The 20,823-nt window shown below is 40.0% G+C and carries 23 protein-coding genes; 10 read left to right on the plus strand and 13 right to left on the minus strand.

Annotation, left to right across the window (positions count from 1 at the left end; genetic code table 11):
* Window positions 1-51: 51 nt before the first annotated feature.
* Complete coding sequence (locus AM305_RS08695) at window positions 52-1,227, minus strand: phosphoglycerate kinase (protein ID WP_005825066.1); 1,176 nt, start codon at window positions 1,225-1,227, stop codon at window positions 52-54.
* A 331-nt stretch (window positions 1,228-1,558) separates the two neighbouring features.
* Here AM305_RS08695 and AM305_RS08700 point away from each other — a divergent pair, with 331 nt between their 5' ends.
* The 8 genes from AM305_RS08700 (at window position 1,559) to AM305_RS08735 (ending at window position 9,178) form a co-directional block, all read left to right on the plus strand.
* Entirely contained in the window at window positions 1,559-2,947 is a 1,389-nt protein-coding gene (locus tag AM305_RS08700; RefSeq protein ID WP_005825068.1) for an SLC13 family permease, read from the plus strand.
* A 308-nt stretch (window positions 2,948-3,255) separates the two neighbouring features.
* Window positions 3,256-4,233 carry a PTS mannose transporter subunit IIAB gene (manX, locus tag AM305_RS08705; RefSeq protein ID WP_005825070.1) on the plus strand — a complete coding sequence of 326 codons (978 nt, stop codon included), beginning with the start codon at window positions 3,256-3,258 and terminating at the stop codon, window positions 4,231-4,233.
* Window positions 4,234-4,243: 10 nt separating this feature from the next.
* Window positions 4,244-5,044, plus strand: a complete 801-nt coding sequence (locus AM305_RS08710; RefSeq protein ID WP_005825071.1) for a PTS mannose/fructose/sorbose transporter subunit IIC — start codon at window positions 4,244-4,246, stop codon at window positions 5,042-5,044.
* A 12-nt stretch (window positions 5,045-5,056) separates the two neighbouring features.
* Window positions 5,057-5,893, plus strand: a complete 837-nt coding sequence (locus tag AM305_RS08715; protein ID WP_005825073.1) for a PTS mannose transporter subunit IID — start codon at window positions 5,057-5,059, stop codon at window positions 5,891-5,893.
* A 73-nt stretch (window positions 5,894-5,966) separates the two neighbouring features.
* Window positions 5,967-6,422 (plus strand): DUF986 family protein, encoded by a 456-nt coding sequence (locus AM305_RS08720; RefSeq protein WP_005825075.1) that lies wholly within the window; start codon window positions 5,967-5,969, stop codon window positions 6,420-6,422.
* Between the two features lie 249 nt (window positions 6,423-6,671).
* Complete coding sequence (locus AM305_RS08725; RefSeq protein ID WP_050771539.1) at window positions 6,672-7,703, plus strand: extracellular solute-binding protein; 1,032 nt, start codon at window positions 6,672-6,674, stop codon at window positions 7,701-7,703.
* A gap of 70 nt (window positions 7,704-7,773) precedes the next feature.
* On the plus strand, window positions 7,774-8,340 hold the full coding sequence (locus tag AM305_RS08730) for an acetate uptake transporter (RefSeq protein ID WP_005825079.1): 567 nt from the start codon (window positions 7,774-7,776) through the stop codon (window positions 8,338-8,340).
* A 148-nt stretch (window positions 8,341-8,488) separates the two neighbouring features.
* Entirely contained in the window at window positions 8,489-9,178 is a 690-nt protein-coding gene (locus tag AM305_RS08735; protein WP_005825081.1) for a ComF family protein, read from the plus strand.
* Here the strand turns inward: AM305_RS08735 and AM305_RS08740 are convergent.
* Window positions 9,164-10,057, minus strand: a complete 894-nt coding sequence (locus AM305_RS08740; RefSeq protein ID WP_005825082.1) for a LysR family transcriptional regulator — start codon at window positions 10,055-10,057, stop codon at window positions 9,164-9,166. The genes AM305_RS08735 and AM305_RS08740 overlap by 15 nt on opposite strands.
* Before the next feature lie 131 nt (window positions 10,058-10,188).
* On the opposite strand from AM305_RS08740, the gene AM305_RS08745 reads away from it, so the two are divergent.
* A complete protein-coding gene (locus AM305_RS08745; protein ID WP_005825084.1) occupies window positions 10,189-10,596 on the plus strand; it encodes a DoxX family protein in 408 nt (135 codons plus the stop codon).
* 226 nt (window positions 10,597-10,822) lie between these two features.
* On the plus strand, window positions 10,823-11,011 hold the full coding sequence (locus AM305_RS08750) for a hypothetical protein (protein ID WP_193594290.1): 189 nt from the start codon (window positions 10,823-10,825) through the stop codon (window positions 11,009-11,011).
* Window positions 11,012-11,069: 58 nt separating this feature from the next.
* Here the strand turns inward: AM305_RS08750 and AM305_RS08755 are convergent, their stop codons facing one another.
* The 11 genes from AM305_RS08755 to AM305_RS08800 all read right to left on the minus strand — a co-directional run bounded on the left by AM305_RS08755 (window position 11,070) and on the right by AM305_RS08800 (window position 20,775).
* The gene (locus AM305_RS08755; protein ID WP_005825087.1) at window positions 11,070-13,934 is read right to left on the minus strand and encodes a valine--tRNA ligase; all 2,865 of its coding nucleotides are present in this window, start codon (window positions 13,932-13,934) and stop codon (window positions 11,070-11,072) included.
* A gap of 26 nt (window positions 13,935-13,960) precedes the next feature.
* Window positions 13,961-14,743: a hypothetical protein gene (locus AM305_RS08760; RefSeq protein WP_005825089.1), complete on the minus strand. Its 783-nt coding sequence runs from the start codon at window positions 14,741-14,743 to the stop codon at window positions 13,961-13,963.
* Between the two features lie 233 nt (window positions 14,744-14,976).
* Window positions 14,977-15,549 carry an ATPase gene (locus tag AM305_RS08765; protein ID WP_005825093.1) on the minus strand — a complete coding sequence of 191 codons (573 nt, stop codon included), beginning with the start codon at window positions 15,547-15,549 and terminating at the stop codon, window positions 14,977-14,979.
* Window positions 15,536-15,709, minus strand: a complete 174-nt coding sequence (locus tag AM305_RS12560) for a hypothetical protein (protein ID WP_005825095.1) — start codon at window positions 15,707-15,709, stop codon at window positions 15,536-15,538. Before AM305_RS12560 ends, AM305_RS08765 begins: the two co-directional genes overlap by 14 nt.
* Window positions 15,687-16,454: a Fic family protein gene (locus AM305_RS08770; protein WP_005825097.1), complete on the minus strand. Its 768-nt coding sequence runs from the start codon at window positions 16,452-16,454 to the stop codon at window positions 15,687-15,689. The genes AM305_RS12560 and AM305_RS08770 overlap by 23 nt, the downstream gene beginning before the upstream one ends.
* Window positions 16,447-16,881: a GNAT family N-acetyltransferase gene (locus AM305_RS08775; RefSeq protein WP_005825099.1), complete on the minus strand. Its 435-nt coding sequence runs from the start codon at window positions 16,879-16,881 to the stop codon at window positions 16,447-16,449. Before AM305_RS08775 ends, AM305_RS08770 begins: the two co-directional genes overlap by 8 nt.
* Window positions 16,882-17,143: 262 nt before the next feature.
* Window positions 17,144-17,788 (minus strand): bifunctional phosphoribosyl-AMP cyclohydrolase/phosphoribosyl-ATP diphosphatase HisIE, encoded by a 645-nt coding sequence (gene hisIE, locus AM305_RS08780; RefSeq protein WP_005825101.1) that lies wholly within the window; start codon window positions 17,786-17,788, stop codon window positions 17,144-17,146.
* Between the two features lie 8 nt (window positions 17,789-17,796).
* Window positions 17,797-18,261 (minus strand): hypothetical protein, encoded by a 465-nt coding sequence (locus AM305_RS08785; protein ID WP_005825103.1) that lies wholly within the window; start codon window positions 18,259-18,261, stop codon window positions 17,797-17,799.
* A 128-nt stretch (window positions 18,262-18,389) separates the two neighbouring features.
* Window positions 18,390-19,163, minus strand: coding sequence for an imidazole glycerol phosphate synthase subunit HisF (gene hisF / locus AM305_RS08790; RefSeq protein ID WP_005825104.1), 774 nt, complete (start codon window positions 19,161-19,163; stop codon window positions 18,390-18,392).
* Window positions 19,145-19,894 (minus strand): 1-(5-phosphoribosyl)-5-[(5-phosphoribosylamino)methylideneamino]imidazole-4-carboxamide isomerase, encoded by a 750-nt coding sequence (gene hisA / locus AM305_RS08795; protein WP_005825106.1) that lies wholly within the window; start codon window positions 19,892-19,894, stop codon window positions 19,145-19,147. The genes hisF and hisA overlap by 19 nt, the downstream gene beginning before the upstream one ends.
* 35 nt (window positions 19,895-19,929) lie before the next feature.
* Entirely contained in the window at window positions 19,930-20,775 is an 846-nt protein-coding gene (locus AM305_RS08800; RefSeq protein ID WP_005825108.1) for a BRO-N domain-containing protein, read from the minus strand.
* Between the last annotated feature and the right edge of the window lie 48 nt (window positions 20,776-20,823).

Raw genomic sequence — 20,823 nt, forward strand, 5'->3', positions numbered from 1 at the left:
GAGGGACTGAACTATGCGTAACCTAGGGCGTAAGCCCTAGGCTATTAGAAATTAACCGTTTGCACGTTTCTCTAAAATTTCAACTGCAGGTAATACTTTGCCTTCTACGAACTCTAAGAATGCACCGCCACCTGTTGAGATGTAAGAGATTTTATCTGCGATACCAAACATATCGATTGCGGCTAATGTGTCACCGCCGCCTGCGATAGAGAATGCACCGTTAGCTGTTGCATCAACGATAGCTTGAGCAACCACTTCTGTACCTTTACGGAAGTTAGGGAATTCAAATACGCCTACAGGACCATTCCAAAGGATAGTTTTTGCGCTGCGGATAATTGCTGCTAATTCTTCTGCTGATTTATCGCCGATATCGAGGATTGACTCATCTGCTGATACTTCGTTTACCGCTTTTTGTGTTGCCGCAGCTGTTTCAGAGAACTCTAAACCTACACGTACATCAACCGGCACAGGAATGTTTGTTGCTTTTGATAAACGTTGTGCTTCTGGGATTAAATCTGCTTCGTATAAAGATTTACCTACATTGTTGCCTTCTGCTGCAATGAAAGTATTTGCGATACCGCCACCTACGATTAATTGGTCAGCGATTTTTGAAAGGCTATCTAATACAGTTAATTTAGTTGAAACTTTTGAACCTCCCACGATTGCTAACATTGGGCGTTGTGGTTCTTTTAATGCTTTACCTAAAGCATCTAATTCTGCTGCAAGTAATGGGCCGGCACAAGCAACCGGTGCGAATTCTGCTACGCCGTAGGTTGAACCTTCAGCACGGTGAGCTGTACCAAATGCGTCCATCACGAATACATCACAAAGTGCTGCATATTTTTTCGCTAACTCAGGATCGTTTTTCTTTTCGCCTTTGTTGATACGTACGTTTTCAAGAACCACGATTTCGCCGTCTTTTACATCAACGCCATCTAAGTAATCACGTACTAAACGTACTGGCACGCCTAAATCTGAAGCATTTAAGTAATCAACCACAGGTTGTAAAGAGTTTGCTTCTTCGAATACACCTTCAGTCGGACGACCTAAGTGAGAAGTAACCATTACTTTAGCACCTTTTTGAAGTGCTAATTTTAATGTTGGGATCGTTGCACGGATACGTGCATCAGAAGTTACTTTGCCATCTTTTACCGGTACATTTAAGTCAGCACGGATAAATAGACGTTTGCCCGCTAAGTCAAGGTCAGCCATTTTAATTACAGACATAATAAGCCCTCTTTTTTGTCAAAGTTAAAAATATAAACGGGTAAAGTATATCACTTTATAGTTAGATTTTGCGAATGTAGATCAAATTATTATTTAATTTTTTTATTAAATAAAATAATTCGCTTAAATTGTAAAACATTTTCTAAATCAGACCGCTTGAATGATTTAAAAGTTTATTTTTTGTTGCATTTTTAACAATCATTTTACAAATTGATATAAAAAAGCCGATTTTTATCTATTGCATTATCTAAAAAAGCATAGTATAACGCAAACGATTGCGATAAAAATTGCATAAAACAAGTTCAAAATTTCAACACAACAGGAAGATATTATGTCAAGCACTACTAAAAATCCAAAGAGAGGCTTGGTCATTCTCGCTCTCGATCTATTGCTCTTTTTTGCCTTGCTGAAAGGGTTGCCATTTTCACCAGAAGAAAATAAAGGGTTAGCTTTATTAGTGTTTGTGGGGATTTTATGGCTAACGGAAGCCTTCAATATCACAGTAACATCATTGATGGTGCCGGTATTTGCGATCGGCTTAAATGTATTGAACACGAAAGCGGCTTTCGCTCCTTTCTCTGAACCTATCATCTTTATGTTCTTCGGTGGCTTTGTGATTGCCGCTGTACTTAATCTGCAAAAATTAGATTTATGGATTGCCAGCCACGTGATCCGGTTGGCAAAAGGGAATTTAAAACTGACGATTATTTATCTTTTTGCCGTTACTGCATTACTTTCTCTTTTTATTAACAACACCGCGATCGCTGCGATGATGCTACCGCTAACCCTTGGTATTCTGCATAAAGTGGATTTAAAAGAGAACCGCCGTTTATATGTATTTGTGTTACTCGGTGTGGCTTTTAGCTCAAGTATTGGCGGTATTGGTACTTTAGTTGGCTCTGCCCCTAATGCAATTTTAGCTTCACAAATTAAGGTTTCTTTTTCTGAATGGCTGCCTTATGGAATGCCGGTAACCATTTTGTTAATGATTGCAATGATTTTTTCGTTGCTTGTTGTCTTACGCCCCAAATTTGATGTTCCTTTTGAGGCAACAGTGGAACAAATTCCGTTAAATGGCAAACGTATTACAACATTAGTTATCTTTGTGATTACTGCGATTTGTTTAACTGCTGGCTCGGTTATTGAGCCAATTGTGCGTTCAACATTAGGACTAAGCTCATCAATTAAGAGTTTTGATGCTGTTATCGCAATGGTTGCGGTTGTCGCTCTGTGTATTTCAAACACGGCAACTTGGGCTGAAATTCAGGAACGTGTTGAATGGGGCGTGTTGATGTTATTCGGTGGTGGCTTGGTGCTTGGGATTGTGTTAAAAGATACCGGCGCAAGTAAACTTCTTGCGGATTTAATTGTAAGCAATATCGGTAACCAACATTGGTTGGTGATGACCTGCGTCTTAGCTGCATTTATTGTGTTCTTAACCGAATTTACCTCAAATACCGCAAGTGCCGCTTTAATGATGCCGATCTTTATTTCGGTAGCAAATTCGCTTGGTTTACCGCCAATTTCACTGGCAGCAATTATTGCTTGTGGTGCAAGCTGTGCCTTTATGTTGCCAATTGCGACACCGCCAAATGCGATTGTGTTTGCAACCGGTTATATCAAACAGTCTGAAATGGTAAAAGTGGGTTTAATTCTAAACCTAGCAACCGTGGCTATTTTAGGTTGCCTCTCTTATTTCTTTTGGGTTACGTGGTGGTAGAAAATTTCGGTATTGCGTAGCATTTCAAGAATGATTTAACTTCTCCTTCAACCTTCGCTCCCTCTATAAACGAGGGAGCATTATTCAACAAGCGGTCAATTTTCAGCTGTTTCTTGCTAATTATTTTCTCTCATAAAAAAAATAAGCTTGAAAAATAATCATTTAATCAGAAGAAAGTGAGAGATAGATCACATTTTCAAATAAATCTGATTGCCGAAAAATCCTCTTTCTTTAAAATCCAATCCGAACAATTTTTTTACTTTATAAAAAATTAACCGATTTTTAAATTCTCATATAAGGAGCAACCTATGAGCATTGCTATTATCATAGCAACCCACGGTGTCGCTGCAAAAGAGCTTCTCGGAACTACCGAGATGTTAATCGGGGAACAAGAAAATGTGGCATACATTGACTTTGTCCCGGGTGAAAATGCAGAAACCATTATGGGTAAATATCAAGCCTTAGTTGAAGGGCCTCTTTCTCAGTGTGAGCAAGTCCTTTTCTTAGTTGATATGTGGGGCGGCAGTCCGTTTAATGCGGCAAACCGTTTCCAAGAGGGCAAAGCTAATATGGACGTGGTGGCAGGTGTCAACATTCCAATGTTAGTAAATACTTGTATGGCGCGTGATGATGTTGAAACGCTAGAAGAGTTAGTTGAAGTTGCGCTTGAAGCCGGTTCAACAGGTATTCGTTCGTTAAATCATCAACCAAAAGAGGCGGCTACACCGGCACCTTCGGCTCAAACAGCGGCGCCGGCTCAGCCTCAAGTGGCACAAAAAAATCAAGAAGGTAACTTAGTGATTGGTTTAGCCCGTATTGATGACCGCTTAATTCACGGTCAAGTGGCGACTCGCTGGACGAAAGAGAGCCGTGTTAGCCGTATTGTGGTAGTGAACGATGATGTAGCAAAAGATAGTGTGCGTTCGACTATGCTGAAAAGTGTAGCACCTCCGGGAGTAACGGCTCACGTTGTACCTGTGGATAAAATGATCCGTGTTTACAACAATCCTGAATATGCGAACGAACGTATGATGTTACTTTTCACTAACCCGACAGATGTGGTTCGTTTAATGGAAGCCGGCGTTGAGTTCAAATCGATCAATATCGGTGGTATGGCATATAAAGACGGTAAGAAAATGATTACCAGCGCCGTTGCTGTTGATGATAAAGATATCGAAGCATTTAAAGTATTAGATGCGAAGGGTATTGAGCTTGATGTGCGTAAAGTATCGAATGATAGCCGTCAATATATGATGGATTTACTCAAGAAAAATAACTTAATCTAAGGAAATTATTATGGAAATTTCTACATTACAAATAATCTTAGTATTCCTTGTTGCCTGTATTTCAGGTATGGGATCAATCCTTGATGAGTGGCAAACTCACCGTCCGTTAATCGCTTGTACCTTAATCGGTATCGTATTAGGCGATATGAAAACGGGGATCATTGTTGGTGGTTCATTAGAATTATTAGCGTTAGGTTGGATGAACATTGGTGCAGCATTAGCACCAGATGCAGCATTGGCGTCAGTGGTTTCAACCATCTTGGTTATCGTAGGCGGACAAGATATTCCGACAGCGATTGCACTCGCTATTCCTCTTGCAGCGGCAGGTCAAGTTTTAACTTATGTTGTACGTGCGATTACAGTTGGTTTCCAACACGCAGCGGATAAAGCCGTTGAAACTGGCGACTTAAATAAACTGGATTGGATCCACCGTTCAGCGTTATTACTTCAAGCAATGCGTATTGCAATCCCAGCGTTAATCGTTGCGATGACAGCAGGTACGGATAGTGTTCAATCTATGTTAGCAGCCATTCCACCAGTTGTAACAACAGGTCTTAAGATTGCCGGTGGCTTTATTGCGGTTGTAGGTTATGCGATGGTGATCAATATGATGCGTGCAGGTCACTTAATGCCATTCTTCTATGCGGGTTTCGTAATTGCAGCATTTACTGATTTCAACCTTGTTGCATTAGGGGTTTTAGGTACTATCACAGCGATTATTTATATCCAACTTCACCCGAAATACAACCAAAGTAAACAAGTGGTGCAAGTGCAAGCAACAAACAACGACCTTGACAACAGATTAGACTAAGGAAGTAAGACTATGACAACTGAAATCAAAAAAGTAACACAGAGCGATTTAAATGCGGTGGTACGCCGTTCTAATCTCTTCCAAGGTTCTTGGAACTTCGAGCGTATGCAAGCGTTAGGTTTTGCCTACTCAATGGTGCCGGTCATCAAACGTTTATATCCCGATCCAAACTCACAAGAGCGTAAAGATGCGATCAAACGTCACCTTGAGTTCTTCAATACTCAACCATTCGTAGCGGCTCCTGTATTAGGGGTAACTATCGCAATGGAAGAAGAGCGTGCGAATGGTAAACCTATCGATGATGCGGCAATCAACGGGATCAAAGTGGGTTTGATGGGGCCTCTTGCCGGTGTGGGCGACCCGATTTATTGGGGAACAGCACGTCCAGTATTCGCAGCCTTAGGTGCAGGCGTTGCCTTAACAGGTAGCTTATTAGGTCCACTACTTTTCTTCGTCTTATTTAACCTTGTGCGTTTAGCAACCCGTTACTATGGCGTTGTTTACGGCTATAAAAAAGGCTTAAATGTGGTTCAAGATATGAGTGGCGGTTTATTGCAAAAATTAACTGAAGGTGCATCAATTCTTGGCTTGTTTATTATGGGGGCCTTGGTTCAAAAATGGACAAGCATTAATGTACCACTTGTGGTTTCTACCATTCAAAAACAAGACGGCACAACGGAGATCACTACTGTTCAATCTATCTTAGATAGCTTAATGCCGGGTTTATTACCGTTACTCTTAACCTTTGCTTGTATGTGGTTATTACGTAACCGTGTGAATGCGCTTTGGATTATCATCGGCTTCTTCGTTATCGGTATTTTCGGTGCGTGGACAGGTATTCTTGCATAATTTGCAAAAAATCCGATAAATCAGACCGCTTGTGCTAGAATACAAGCGGTCTTTTTTTAAGAACATTTTACAAATGACAAATATACTTCTGATTTTAGCTATTGGTTTGAGCTTGCTCTATATTCTCTATGATCAGCTCATTATGGACAGACGAAACGGCGAAACCCGACTAAGTGTGCCGTTAATTCGACAAGCAAGTTTAGACACCGGGATTTTAATTGCCCTAATTGTGTTAATTATCGTGCAGGGCGTGCAAACAGGCATTGAACCTCTTACTGTATTCTTATTATGCGGTTGTATTGTCTTAGCAGTCTATTCGGCGTTCATTCGTTACCCTCGCTTACTATTAAAAGAACAGGGCTTTTTCTTTGGCAATTTCTATTTTTTATATGAACAGATTGCGCAAATTAATTTAGCCGAGCAAAATGTGTTAGTGGTAGATCTGAAAAATAATCGCCGTCTTTTTATTCGTATTAAAAAGCAAGAAGATCTGGAGAAAGTGATTACATTCTTCGGTGGTTATAAATAAAAAAGGTTGCGCAGAGGGGGGGGATCTAAATTATTTTTGTGTAATTACTGCATCCCCATTTTTTAGGATCAGTATATTCATTTCTTACTAGCCATTTTCACAAAATTTCTGCATCTCACTAAAAATTCATTTTTCTTCTAGAAAAATAAACATGAAATCGCTATAATCGCACGCTTTTTGGGCGAGGGGTAATTCCTCTCGTTGTCTTTTTTACCTTATTTATCTTATGGGGATAAAAAATTGAATAAAATGTTGGCGAAATTCACAGCAATTGCTGTTGCATTCTCAGCAATGGCAGTTCATGCCGCTGAAAAACTTTATGTGTATAACTGGACAGAATATGTTCCTTCTTCTTTATTAGAGCGTTTTACCAAAGAAACGGGCATCGAAGTGATTTATTCCACCTTCGAAAGTAATGAAGAGATGTACTCTAAGTTAAAATTATCAAATTCAAAAGGCTACGATATTGTTTTTCCGTCAAGCTACTATGTGGGCAAGATGGCAAAAGAAGGTATGTTAGCGGAATTAGATAAATCTAAACTGACAAATTTAAAAAATGTGTCGTTGGAATTGATGGCAAAACCGTTCGACCCTGAAAATAAATACTCGTTACCTTATGTTTACGGTTTAACGGGTATTGGGGTAAATGCTTCAGAAATCGATCCAAGCTCACTTTCAAGTTGGGGCGATTTATGGCGTGAGGAATACAAAGGCAAATTATTGTTGATGAACGACTCTCGTGAAGTTTTCCATATTGCGCTTTTATTAGATGGTAAATCGCCAAATAGTGAAAATGAGCAAGAGATTAAATCTGCTTATGAGCGTTTGAAAAAACTTATTCCAAACGTGTTAGTGTTTAACTCGGATTCGCCTGAAATGCCTTATTTACAAGGCGAAGTATCGGTAGGTATGCAGTGGTCGGGTTCGGCTTATCGTGCGAAAAATGAAAATAAAGATTTACAATTTATTTTCCCGAAAGAGGGTGCGGTGTTATGGATGGATAACTACGTGATCCCGAAAGGTGCGGTAAATAAAGAAGCGGCACATAAATTTATTGATTTCTTGCTTCGTCCTGAAAGTGCGAAGGAAGTGATCGAAACGATGGGCTTTTCAATGCCAAATGAAGGTGTGAAAGCGTTGCTACCGGCAGAAACGGTAAATGATCCTTTGATTTTCCCACCTAAAGCGGAAATTGAAAAAGGCGTTCTGCAAGCAGATGTGGGTTCTGCGGTAGAAATTTATGAAAAATACTGGAACCTGTTAAAAACAGGCGGTAAGTAAAATTCGATATGATGTAGAAGTTGCTACATCATACCGGTGTTTTTAAATCGACATTTATACGAGGTCTTCAATGTCAAATCATAATTCTTTAACAGCAAACCCTGCTCCACTTGGCTTATGTGGTTTTGCATTAACAACTTGGTTACTTAGCTTAATCAACAATGGTACTTTCGGTGGCGAAAATGTTGGCTTAGTGCTTGCAATGGGCTTTGCTTTCGGTGGTACAGCACAAATGATCGCAGGTATGTTTGAATTCTCAAAAGGTAACACTTTTGGTTTCACAGCATTTACAAGCTACGGTGCTTTCTGGTGGTCATTCGCATTATTAAAAGTCTTCTTCGGTGCAACTGTTTCGCCTGAATTCGTTGGTTGGTATTTAGTAGTTTGGGGTACGTTTACGTTAATGATGTTTATCGGTACATTAGCAAAAGCACGTGCATTACAAGCGATTTTCCTTGCTTTAACCATTACGTTCTACTTATTAGCAGCCGGCGATTTTACAGGTAACCACACTTTAACACACATTGGTGGTAACTTCGGTTTATTAACAGCATTATTAGCATTCTACTTAGCGGCTGCGGATATCATCAACGATAGCTTTGGTCGTGAAGTATTACCGGTGGGTAATCCAAAATAATTTAATACATTATTAGTAGATAAAAAACAGGACGGCTAATCAAATTCATTTGATTAGCCGTTTTTTTATCAAAAAATCCTTTTTTCGGGCATGATCGCAAAACGAAAACGCAATTTCTGTTACCTTTTTCCCAAAAGAGGAAAAAAATATGAATATATTACGTTTTCGCTGTTTTCATTGCGATCGACCGCTAATGATCGCTTCACACGGCTTTTGTAGCCAATGTATTAAAGAGATCACAATATCGCCCTATTGCGGACATTGTGGCGCGACACTCGCTGAGAATAGTTTATCTTGCGGAGAGTGCTTAAGAAATGAGCCCAAGTGGCAACGCATTGTGCAAATTGCCTTGTATAAACCACCGCTTGCAGATTGGATCCAGCGCTTTAAATTTCAGCAACACTACTGGTTAGATCAAGCGCTTGCCCGTTTGTTGTTGCTGGCGGTCAAACAAGCACAGCGTGAACATCAACTGGAATTACCTGAAGTTATCATCCCTGTACCACTTTTTTGGCAGCGACATTGGCAACGAGGCTATAATCAATCAGAATTGATTGCAAAATGCCTTTCCACTTGGTTGAAAATCCCACTCGATACTCAAAGTTTAAGCCGAATTCGCCATACCGCACCGCAACGAGAATTGAGCGCAAAAGAAAGAAGGCGAAATCTAAAAGGTGCATTTCGTTACCAACCTCAACGACAAGCGGGTAAATTTTATCAACGCATTGCAATTATTGATGATGTGGTAACCACCGGCTCAACCTTAAATACTATTTGCCTTGAATTAAAGAAAGCCGGTGTTAAAGAAGTACAGGTTTGGACTTTAGCGCGCGCTTAGTTGTTGAAAATAATGCGTGATCGCCTCACAAGCGATACGCACTTTTTCAGACTGAATTCGCTGTAAAGTGACCAGATAGAGCGGGCTTGAAGGCAAATGCCATTCAGGAAAAAGCTTCACTAATTCCTTAGAATGCAGTTCATTATCTAAATCCACTAAAGGCTGTAATGAAATGCCAAACCCTTTCATCGTTAAGCACCGACTTGCCAACAAGCTATTTGTTTTAACCCGATAATTCGGTAACACCTTAATTTTTTTATCTTGTTGATATAATTCTATTTCGCTCGGTGCTAACGGCGAGAAGTGAATCCAATCTAATGTTGATAACCCTTCTGGTGAATCTGGGAGTTTTTGCTTACTCAAATAATCCTTTTGCCCGAGAATCGCAAATTGAACATCATAAATATGACGGGCAATCATCGTGTCGTGTAATGCACCTGTCCCCACTCTTAAGGCAATATCAACTTGTTCTTCGAGGAGATCGACATTCTTATCAGAAAAAGAAATATTGAGAGAAAAACCCAAATGGTTCTCGATAATTTCTTTTAAAACATCAAGCAATTTGGAATCCATAAAGCCGGAAGGACAAGAAATATTTAGCCAGCCAATAGGATCAGAACGTAGTACTTCCACACACTTTACCGCATTTTCTGCATTTTTTTGCATTTGCCTTACATGTTGATAAAACACCTCTCCGGCTTCAGTTAAAGAGAGTTTACGTGTTGTACGATTTAATAATTTGATTTTGAGTTGCTGCTCAAGTTTTTGTAAAGATTGCGTAACAGCAGAAGGCGTCATCTGTAATTTTTCAGCGGCTGCCTGCATAGAGCCTTGTTCTACAACCATCACAAAAATCGACATTGATTTAAAATCGTACATATCAAATAACCTTTATTATTAAGTTAAGCTAAAGAGTTTATTTAGGAATAGCAGGGTTATCAAATGAGAATTTTTCATTATAATGCACGCCGTAACATTTATTTTACTTTTTTATCGAGGAATTTAACAAAATGAACCAAGCAATTGAAAAATTAAGCCCGGTTATTCTTTTATTAGCCCGTGTTGTTATCGGCTATATGTTCTTACTTCACGGCACAGCGAAATTCTTTGAATTTCCAATGTCAATGACTGGTGGAAACGGTAGCGTGCCACTTTTCTCTATTTACGGCGTTGGCGGTATTATTGAAATCGTAGGCGGTTTATTCACTATTTTAGGTTTATTCACTCGTCCAACCGCGTTCTTATTAGCAGGTCAAATGGCATACGCTTACTTCTTTATGCATATGACAGCAGAAACCATTTTCGATCCTTTAACAAATAAAGGTGAATTAGCGGTAATGTACTGTATGGCATTCTTAATCTTATTAGTAACAGGTGCAGGAAAATTATCGTTAGATGCAAAATTAAACAATAAATAATCCTTAATAACATAACCCCCAAGGTAAAACGGTACTGACTTCGGTAAGTACCGTTTTTGTTTTGCAAAAAATTTTAAACGCTAATTTTCTGCTAATTTTACCGCTTGTAAACCGGCTAGCGGTTCAAAAAGGATTAAACAATGCGAATTTTATTGGTTGAAGATGATAGAATGATCGCTGATGTCGTATCAGCGAACTTAAAAGATAATCGTGTACCCCAATGATAATGGGGTTCTCTAATGCATGGGCAAAAAATGAACCGTTCGATTTAGACTGTTTGCGTAAAAATGCAGAACAACCTTACTCGCACGATAACTTCTTTCATACCGTATTTAGCCTAATGGATATGGATATGACAAGTTTGAAAGAGTACCGCACGGAGCTTGATATTTTGGCACAGTGTAAGAAGAAATAGTCTTTTCTTGATAGATACAGGGGCAAACTATTCCATTTGCCCCTAAAACTTTTCCTTACTACAACGCCTCAATCGCCTTATACTGCGCTTGCAATTTCTCAAGTCCGTCTTGGTACTCTTGCATTTTTTCACGCTCTTTAGCGATCACTTGTTCAGGGGCTTTTGCCACAAAGGCTTCGTTGCTGAGTTTACCTTCGATACGTTTAACTTCGCCTTGAAGTTTTTCGATCTCTTTGGTTAAACGAGCAAGTTCGGCATCTTTGTTGATAAAGCCTGCCATTGGTACTAACACTTCCGCATTACCCACCAATTTTGCCACAGAAAGCGGCGCTTCTTCGCCTTGAGCAAGCACTTGTACGCTGTCTAACTTCGCCATTGCTTTTAACAAGCGGTCATTTTCCGCTAACATTTTGCAATGTTCGTCAGACAGGTTACGCACTAAGAAATCCAAGCCTTTACTTGGGGCGATGTTACATTCGGCACGAATGTTACGCACCGCCACAATCACCTCTTTCAACCAGTTGATTTGCATTTCCGCCGCTTCGTCAATTTGGCTTTCTTCTACTTTCGGGAAAGGTTGTAACATAATAGTGTCGCCTTCTACCCCTGCAAAGCCTTTCACTTTCTGCCAGATTTCTTCCGTGATGAACGGAATAATCGGGTGCGCTAAACGTAATAGTTTTTCCAACACACGCACGAGGGTTTGGCTTGCACCACGTTTTTGTGCGTCAGTACCGTTAGCAAACACAGGTTTGGTGAGTTCTAAGTACCAGTCGCAGAATTGGTTCCAAGTGAACTCGTAAATGGTATTTGCCGCCAAGTCGAAACGGTATTGGCTTAAGGCATCACGGAACTCGCCTACGGTGCGGTTGAAGTTAGATTCGATCCAACGATCCGCCAAGCTGTATTCCACTTCGCCTGCCGATAAGTCTAATTTATCGTTGGTCAATACGAAACGGCTCGCATTCCATAATTTGTTACAGAAATTGCGGTAGCCTTCTAAACGTTTCATATCCCAGTTGATGTCACGTCCGTTGCTCGCTAATGCCGCTAAGGTAAAACGCAATGCGTCAGTACCGTGCGGAGCGATACCGTTCTCGAATTCTTTACGGGTCGCTTTGGCAATTTTTTCTGCCAACTGCGGTTGCATCATATTGCCCGTACGTTTTTCAAGCAGATCTTCAAGGCTGATACCGTCAATCATATCAATCGGGTCTAATACGTTCCCTTTTGATTTTGACATTTTTTGCCCTTGTTCATCACGGATCAAACCTGTTACATACACGGTTTTGAACGGCACTTGCGGTTTGCCGTTTTCATCTTTGATGAAGTGCATCGTAAACATAATCATACGAGCCACCCAGAAGAAGATGATGTCAAAGCCTGTGATTAACACATCGGTCGGGTGGTACATTTTGAGTTCTTTCGTTTGCTCCGGCCAGCCCAAGGTTGAGAATGTCCATAAGCCTGATGAGAACCAAGTATCCAACACGTCTTCATCTTGTTTTAAGGCTAAATCTGCCGGTAAGTTGTATTTTGTACGTACTTCCGCTTCATCACGTGCCACATAAACGTTACCTTCCGCATCGTACCACGCTGGGATACGGTGTCCCCACCATAATTGGCGAGAAATACACCAGTCTTGAATATCACGCATCCAAGAGAAATAAAGGTTTTCATACTGTTTCGGCACGAATTGAATTTCACCGTCTTCCACTGCTTTAGTTGCGACTTCGGCAAGCGGTTTCACGCTCACATACCATTGGTCTGTCAGCATCGGTTCAATCGGCACACCACCACGGTCGCCGTAAGGCACTTTTAAGTCGTGCGGTTTGATTTCGTCTAACAAGCCAAGGGCTTCAAAGTCCGCCACGATTTTCTTACGAGCGGCAAAACGCTCTAAACCTTGATAATCCGCCGGAATAAGTGCGGTGTAATTTTCCAAAGGTTTACCGTCCGAGCCGATAATTTCCGCTTCAGCACGAATGTCCGCATTTAAGGTCATCACGTTCACCATTGGCAACTGATGGCGTTTGCCTACTTCGTAGTCGTTGAAGTCGTGGGCAGGAGTAATTTTCACCACGCCTGTACCGAACTCACGATCTACATAATCGTCCGCAATAATCGGAATTTCACGGTTCGCAAGCGGTAGGATCACGGTTTTGCCAATCAAAGACTGGTAACGCTCATCTTCAGGGTGAACCGCCACCGCAGTATCGCCTAACATCGTTTCAGGACGAGTAGTCGCCACCACCAAATAATCTTTACCGTCCGCCGTTTTCGCACCGTTGGCTAATGGATAGCGGAAATGCCACAGCGAGCCTTTGCTCTCTTTGTTTTCCACTTCAAGATCGGAAATCGCCGTGTGTAATTTCGGATCCCAGTTTACCAAGCGTTTACCACGATAAATCAAGCCTTCTTCGTGTAAACGTACGAACACTTCTTTTACCGCATTGGACAAACCTTCGTCCATCGTAAAACGCTCACGATCCCAATCGATTGAGTTACCTAAGCGGCGCATTTGCTGGCTGATTGTACCGCCTGAATAAGCTTTCCAATCCCAGATTTTATTGATGAAAGCCTCACGCCCATAATCGTGACGGGTTTTACCTTCTTCCGCTGCAATTTTACGTTCCACCACCATTTGGGTCGCAATCCCCGCGTGGTCAGTCCCTGCTTGCCATAGGGTGTTATTACCTTCCATACGGTTAAAACGGATTAAAGTATCCATTAAGGTTTGTTGGAAAGCGTGCCCCATATGCAAACTCCCCGTCACATTTGGCGGTGGAATTGCGATACAGTAACTTGGAACATTCGGGTTTTCATTCGGCTTAAAATAGCCTTGTTCTTCCCAGTGTTTATAAAGTGCTTGTTCGACTGCCGATGAGTCGAAACGATCTGCCATTTCGAATTTTTGGGTCATTGGTTTTTCTCTATTTGATAAGTTTATTAAACTTTTTTAGCTGAATTCTTTATTTTTTCAATATCATTTAGTATAAAATTGTATTCCTTTCCTTGATTACTGTAGATGTAACTAGGAGGAATATTATCTTTACCTTGAGAGTTTCTATACGTGCCAGATACAGCAATATTGTCAGTTATAACTGTATGTGTTCTTAACATAACGTCCGTTACATATATTTCAATGTCAGCACTATTTTCTTTCTTACGTTTTAAATCTTTAATAACATCTTTTATTTTGGTTGCATATACTCCTACATCTTTACCATTTTGACGACAAAGGACATTTTCACATTCTGCTTCAGGATCAAAAAGAATAATAATTGTTTTTTTACTTTTATCACTATACCTTTCTGATAATTCAGTTGAATTATTAGATAAAAAGTTTTTTCCATCATTCATTGCTATGATAAGTTTACTAGAATTAACTATATCAATATTTAAACTCTTCATGTTATTGGTATTAACGATTCCAATTAACCCCGTTTGTATAATTTGATCTCTAAATGGAATTAATTCATTCTTTATAGTTTCTATATGTCTTTCAAATTCAGAGTTCATACTATTAATTAAATCTACTAGTTCTTTATTAAAACTAACAAGAATAAATAGAGAGGAAAAAAGAGAAGCCGATATTCCATAAATTAAATTTGATAAGATTTCATACTTCCCCCAAATTTTTTCAAAAAAATAATATATAAATGGTAGTAATATAGCTATAATTCCAATTGCTTTATACTTACCGATTAGTAGTTTCATCATATCTTTCATAATAAATATTTACTTCTCCAATGGAACCCTGCTAGTGCTGTTCAAAGACGAGCGCCAGCATTTTAATTTACAAAATTTTGCAGAAATTCAACCGCTCTTTTTCCACGCACAGCAAGCCGTACGTGGTTACGAGCAGCCTTTGGCTGAGTGAGCCACTCTGTGGCTCTTTTTCTGAACCCAGCTCCAACGATGCTGAATTATAACTAATCTAACGGCTTTGCCGTGCTAGGAATTTACAGTGCTGTTTTGACTTCTTCACACCACTTCGGTAATTCATCAACCCATTGCGTTAATTCATTTTCACTAAGATGAAAAATTAAATTTGGGACTTCACCTGAATTATCGTAGATAAATACTTCATCGCAAAGCGGTAAGATTTTCGTTAAATTTTGCAAACTGATATCATAACGGCTACGGATAGTTGTTTCATCAATAAAATGACCACCCGCTCTCACTCGGGCCTTTACTCGTCTCACATTTATATCGGGATCATTTACGCCGATATAATTTAATCGAACAGTAAAGCCTTTTTCTTTGACTTGCTTTATTCGATTTAAAATGGATTTACCTGAAAGAGTTGATTCCATTGAAAATGAAATCTGATTTTTTGTCGCAAATTTAAATAATTCAATCGCTTTTCTACCTGCTTCAACATCAGCTAAGCGTGGATTTTCAGGATTAAGTTCCATCGCAATATGGTCAGAATCAATCACGATTTGTACTGTATCTTTATTAAAACCACGCAAAGTTGTTTTACCTGCACCGTTTGTACCGCAGTAAAAAATCGCTAAATTATTTTGTTGCATATTTAATAACTTTTTCAGTGTTATCAGGATAATGCTCAACGATATTGCCATTTGGTCGCATAAATGTCAGCACTTCACGCTTTTTCTTATCATCCATCCACGCTTTAAACTGAATTTGCAGTTGACGTTGTTGTTCTCTAATTTGTTCGATTTTGGTCATTGTATTTCTCCAAAATTCTCAAATACCGATCTAACTCTTGAATTTCATAATCCGCAATTAATTCCGTTAAAGCCACCGCACTTTGCTGATTTTTATGAAAATCATCAAAACATTGATAGTATTTTGCTCGGTTCGTAAATTTAATATCAATCGGCAAATAACCTTGTTTGAGTAATTCAAAATTAATCAGCAATCGCCCAGTTCGCCCGTTACCATCAATAAAAGGGTGAATACTCTCAAACGCCAAATGTAACCAGCTAATGGCTTCAATCGGGTGAAGTGCGGTCAATTTCTGCTGATATTTTTCAATTAATCTTTGCATTTCTTCCGCAATTAAATAAGGTGCGGTTGGCTCATTTTCAGCCCCTAAAATACGTACAGGAATTTTGCGATAAACGCCACGATTTTCCGCACTCCCCATTAATACCAAAGAATGAATATCTTTAATCGCGCGTTCAGTTAATGGCTCATTATTTGCCACTAATTCATAAATATAGTTAAAGGCATCTTTAAAACCGATAATATCCAAATGTTCACGAATTGGCTTTTCCGCAATGGTAATACCTTCTTTTAAAATCAGCACTGTTTCTCGCAATGTGATTGTATTACCTTCAATCGCATTAGAATTATAACTGCTCTCAATAATAAACTCTTCTCGCAAGCGTTGTACTTCAGCCGTTGATAATGGTCGATATTGAGCCAGTTGATTTTTTAAGTGTTCGATTTGGTTTAGTTTATTATTCATTGTTTAATATCATATCCAAATGCGGTATCCCATCTTCCAAATAAACTTCGGAAATCGGTTTAAACCCAAGCGATTGGTAAAAATCTTGCAAATAGGCTTGGGCTTGCACATAGACCTTTTCACTTTGCCATTGTTGCCAGCAAACAGTAAGTGCTTGTATCATCAATTTTTTCGCTAAACCTGTTCCACGTGCTTCCTTTGTAACTAATACCCTGCCGATATGCACGCCGTCTTGTTCGGGAATAATCCGACAGTAAGCGGTCAGTTTTTGCGAATTTTTTGCAAAAAGGTGTAAGGCTTTCAGATCTTTTTCATCGACCTCTTGATAAGCACAATTTTGTTCTACGACAAAAACAGCTACTCGAGCTTGGTAAATTTCAAAAAGTTCTTGGGCAGAAAGTTCGGAAAATGCTTTTAGTTGCCACATACGCCTTATTTCAATCTTAAGATTACTAAATCTTCAAAATGCGTTTCCATATCCGCCACTTAAGGAAGTTTGCCCCAAACTTGATTGTAAATTTCAAGAATACGAGGTAAATCATCGGCTTGAGCAAAGCGAAACATAGAAAGTTCTTATCTGGAAAATAGCCTTTATTAAACTCGCTATTTTAACAGAAAATCTCATTAAAATCTGTTTTCTGGGGCATTTTAGAAAAATAAAAGGAGAACATTGCGTTCTCCCCTTTTACTTACTTATTCGACCCTTCAGGATGCAGCCCGATCCCTTGATGACGCTCTTTGAGTTTTTCAATCACATCTTGCCACGCTAGATTTTCGTTGTGGAGCAACACTGTTAAGTGATAAACCAAATCTGCCGCTTCGCTAACTAATTCATCGGGATCTTTTGCCATCGCAGCCAGTGCGGTTTCAACCCCTTCTTCACCGACTTTCTGTGCGATTTTCTTCGTGCCTTTCGCATAAAGTTTTGCCGTATAAGAACTTTCAGGATCAGCGTTTTTACGCTCGGCAAGGGTGCGTTCTAATTTACTAAACCACGTCCAATCGCCTTCAGATTGAGCTTCAAATTGATGAAAACAACTTTCCGCCCCCGTATGACAGGTTTCGCCAATCGGATCGGCTAAAATCAGCAAGGTATCGTTATCACAATCCAAGCTCATATCCACCACATTTAAGAAATGCCCCGATGTTTCCCCTTTCGTCCATAAACGTTGTTTGGTGCGGGAGAAAAATGTTACTTTTTTCTCGACTAATGTTTTGTCTAATGCCTCTTGGTTCATATAGCCGAGCATCAACACTTCACAGGTTTGGGCGTTTTGGGCGATCACGGGAAGTAAACCGTCCACTTTTTGCCAGTTGATTTTTTCAATTCTCATACCTAATTTTATTCTTCTCTTCTGCTCTTAATTATTTCTTTTTCTAACCTAGCTCTTTGATATTCTTTTTGTAATATTTCGTCTTTCTCACCTTTTACTTCCGATATAATTAGTGCAACCTTTAATGATGACATATGTATAAAAAAAATTGAGAAAAATATTAGAATACCTAGAAGTAGGCCTGCAGAGTCCCAAATATAAGAAACTACAATATATGCACCATATCCCCACCCTGCACTAAAAAAAAGTGATATAATAATTAGTATACAAGGTTCTTTTTCGAAAGAAGCCAGGCATAATGCTACTAGAATTAGAATAACTGAAAAAGTACTTATACCTATCCAAAAGGAACTAGAATTCCATCCAACAATAGCCGATAAAATAAGACATTCCAAAAAAAGAAATACATCATTTCCTTCATCATTTGATGAAGAATCACCAAAAAATTGAATAAATTTTCTAGATAAACGCATTTAAATCTCCGATTTCTACACTAGAAACACTCTATAATACCTTTAATTATGAATTGATTTTATTATAATTAAAAGTTACTAAAACCTCTACTGTTTATGTATGTTAAGGATAAAATACCTGCTAGATATTATTTACGTATTTCAACACCCTCTTTCCCAAGATACTCTTTCAACTCCCCAATATTAATAATCTGCTTATGAAACACACTTGCCGCCAGCGCACCGTCCACATTCGCTTCCACAAATGCATCTCTAAAATGCACCATTTCGCCGGCACCGCCTGAGGCGATTAGCGGCACGTGGCAGACTTCACGCACTTTTTTCAGTTGGACTAAATCATAACCGTTGCGAACGCCGTCTTGGTTCATCATATTCAGCACGATTTCTCCTGCGCCACGTTTTTGCACTTCTGCCACCCAATCGAGCAACTGCCAGTTAGTTTGGCGGGTGCGTTTTTCATCGCCGGTGTATTGATTGACCCAATACTTGCCCGTTTCTTTTTCGAACCAGCTATCAATCCCCACCACAATCGCTTGCACACCAAAGCGATCCGCAAGGCGGGAAATTAGATCAGGATCCGCCAGTGCGGGCGAATTTATGGAAATTTTATCGGCGCCGAAGGCAAAAATTTGCTCGGCGTCGTCAATGGTTTTAATGCCGCCTGCTACGCAAAACGGAATATCGATTACTTCCGCCACGCGCTGCACCCAGCTTTTATCAACGGTTCTGCCGTCTGATGAAGCAGTAATATCGTAGAACACCAGTTCGTCCGCCCCTTCTTCCGCATAGCGTTTGGCAAGCGGTACGATATCGCCGATAATTTCGTGATTGCGGAACTGTACGCCTTTGACTACTTGTCCGTCACGCACATCTAAACAAGGGATTATCCGTTTTGCCAACATGAAATTGCCTCCGCTACATTAAATTTACCTTCCAACAACGCGCGCCCCACGATCACGCCAGCCACGCCTGTGCCTTTTAATGCTTTAATATCGTCCAATGAGCCGATACCGCCGGACGATTGGAAATTCACATCAGGGTATTTCGCACAAATTTCTTTGTATAAATCCACATTTGACCCCGCCAACGTGCCGTCACGAGAAATATCCGTACATAAAACGTGCTGCAAGCCAACCGATTGGAAATCTTCAATCAGTTCTTCCAGCGAAACACCGCTGTTTTCCTGCCAACCGCTAATCGCAATGATTTTTTGACCACTTGCATCAATGTTTACGTCCAACGCTAACACAAATTTTTCCGCACCGTATTTGTTAAACCAGCCTTTCACCATCTCACGCTCTTTGACCGCTGTCGAGCCAATCACCACACGGTTCGCTCCTACCGCCAATAAATCCGCCACATCTTGCTCCGAGCGAATACCGCCGCCCACTTGGATTTTACATTTGGTCGCCGCAATAATCTCACCGATAAGTGCGGTCTGTCTTTTGGCAGGATCTTTCGCCCCCGTCAAATCCACCAAATGCAATTGCTCCGCCCCTTGTGCAAGGTAGCCGGCAAATTGCTCAATCGGGTTGTCGCTATAAGTCGTCTGTTTGGCATAATCGCCTTGGTGCAACCGCACCACCTGTCCATCAATCAAATCAAGGGCAGGGATAATAATAGATTTTTTCATTGTGTTTGTTCCTGTTAAATTTTTTTGTAAAAAAATTATTTCTTATTTAACTTCGCTACATTACTAATTAGGTTGGCAAAATCAATGGCTTTTTGCTGTGTAATAACCGGCTTACCCGTTTCCTTTTCCAAGCTTTCCCTCGCTACTTTTGCCACACTACCACCGCGTTTTGCTACTGCACGATTTTCTTCTAAACCTTGTGGGTGACTAATTTGGGTAATATCTTTAGTAGCCGCCTCCGCTAGCATATTCAGTACTAATTCCGTGGTGGACATATTATCTCGCAGATTTTCTTTGTGTAACCCTTTGAAATCTTTGTACTCTCTTGTCGTCATACCACTCCAAGCTTGCGTAATTTCATTGGTTAAAATCGCAAATTCCCGTCCTTGTGCCACGCCGTGATCTTGCCAAGCATCGGTTAATTCTTTCCGCACTTGAATCGCTTGTAAACGTTGGTTGATCCATTCCCTCGAATAACCTTTTTTCACATAGGTTTCTAATGCACGATCAATGGTTAATTCTGGATCGATAATCTCATCAATTCGTTCTTTCCCGATTTCCGCCAACCACATTTTCAATGGCTCCGCTTTAGGGCTAGGCACAGATTGGATAATGCGAAAAATGCCTTGCATATCCGTAGCATCCGTTTCTCGCATTTTTCCGTCAGGGGCTTTTAATTTCAACTGTACGATTTTTTCGTACAGTTCAATACCACCTTCATCATCACGAATTTTACGTTTTAAATCACTCCAGTAGCGACGAGGATTACTACTGCCTGTTAAGGCTTGCACAATATCCACGACACTAAAAAACCATTCTTCTTTCTCTTTATCCCAAATGGAACGAATTTGGCTATTCTCAAAAAATTTAATTTCGTTCATACAATATCCTCTTGCAATGAACTGTGATTTTATACACATCAACACTGG

Origin of the sequence: Actinobacillus minor NM305 (genome assembly GCF_000175195.1) — a bacterium.
GTDB classification, from domain to species: Bacteria; Pseudomonadota; Gammaproteobacteria; order Enterobacterales; family Pasteurellaceae; genus Haemophilus_A; species Haemophilus_A minor.

Bases quoted from the DNA above. Each gene is read 5' to 3' on its own strand.
- AM305_RS08745 (WP_005825084.1), top strand. From the start codon at position 10,189: ATGAACCAAGCAATTGAAAAATTAAGCCCGGTTATTCTTTTATTAGCC.
- AM305_RS08785 (WP_005825103.1), bottom strand. From the start codon at position 18,261: ATGCGTTTATCTAGAAAATTTATTCAATTTTTTGGTGATTCTTCATCA.
- manX (WP_005825070.1), top strand. From the start codon at position 3,256: ATGAGCATTGCTATTATCATAGCAACCCACGGTGTCGCTGCAAAAGAG.
- AM305_RS08740 (WP_005825082.1), bottom strand. From the start codon at position 10,057: ATGTACGATTTTAAATCAATGTCGATTTTTGTGATGGTTGTAGAACAA.
- AM305_RS08770 (WP_005825097.1), bottom strand. From the start codon at position 16,454: ATGAATAATAAACTAAACCAAATCGAACACTTAAAAAATCAACTGGCT.
- AM305_RS08775 (WP_005825099.1), bottom strand. From the start codon at position 16,881: ATGTGGCAACTAAAAGCATTTTCCGAACTTTCTGCCCAAGAACTTTTT.
- AM305_RS08750 (WP_193594290.1), top strand. From the start codon at position 10,823: ATGGGGTTCTCTAATGCATGGGCAAAAAATGAACCGTTCGATTTAGAC.
- AM305_RS08765 (WP_005825093.1), bottom strand. From the start codon at position 15,549: ATGCAACAAAATAATTTAGCGATTTTTTACTGCGGTACAAACGGTGCA.
- hisF (WP_005825104.1), bottom strand. From the start codon at position 19,163: ATGTTGGCAAAACGGATAATCCCTTGTTTAGATGTGCGTGACGGACAA.
- AM305_RS08725 (WP_050771539.1), top strand. From the start codon at position 6,672: ATGTTGGCGAAATTCACAGCAATTGCTGTTGCATTCTCAGCAATGGCA.
- AM305_RS12560 (WP_005825095.1), bottom strand. From the start codon at position 15,709: ATGACCAAAATCGAACAAATTAGAGAACAACAACGTCAACTGCAAATT.
- AM305_RS08760 (WP_005825089.1), bottom strand. From the start codon at position 14,743: ATGAAAGATATGATGAAACTACTAATCGGTAAGTATAAAGCAATTGGA.
- AM305_RS08800 (WP_005825108.1), bottom strand. From the start codon at position 20,775: ATGAACGAAATTAAATTTTTTGAGAATAGCCAAATTCGTTCCATTTGG.
- AM305_RS08720 (WP_005825075.1), top strand. From the start codon at position 5,967: ATGACAAATATACTTCTGATTTTAGCTATTGGTTTGAGCTTGCTCTAT.
- AM305_RS08730 (WP_005825079.1), top strand. From the start codon at position 7,774: ATGTCAAATCATAATTCTTTAACAGCAAACCCTGCTCCACTTGGCTTA.
- AM305_RS08700 (WP_005825068.1), top strand. From the start codon at position 1,559: ATGTCAAGCACTACTAAAAATCCAAAGAGAGGCTTGGTCATTCTCGCT.
- AM305_RS08755 (WP_005825087.1), bottom strand. From the start codon at position 13,934: ATGACCCAAAAATTCGAAATGGCAGATCGTTTCGACTCATCGGCAGTC.
- AM305_RS08710 (WP_005825071.1), top strand. From the start codon at position 4,244: ATGGAAATTTCTACATTACAAATAATCTTAGTATTCCTTGTTGCCTGT.
- AM305_RS08695 (WP_005825066.1), bottom strand. From the start codon at position 1,227: ATGTCTGTAATTAAAATGGCTGACCTTGACTTAGCGGGCAAACGTCTA.
- AM305_RS08715 (WP_005825073.1), top strand. From the start codon at position 5,057: ATGACAACTGAAATCAAAAAAGTAACACAGAGCGATTTAAATGCGGTG.
- hisA (WP_005825106.1), bottom strand. From the start codon at position 19,894: ATGAAAAAATCTATTATTATCCCTGCCCTTGATTTGATTGATGGACAG.
- AM305_RS08735 (WP_005825081.1), top strand. From the start codon at position 8,489: ATGAATATATTACGTTTTCGCTGTTTTCATTGCGATCGACCGCTAATG.
- hisIE (WP_005825101.1), bottom strand. From the start codon at position 17,788: ATGAGAATTGAAAAAATCAACTGGCAAAAAGTGGACGGTTTACTTCCC.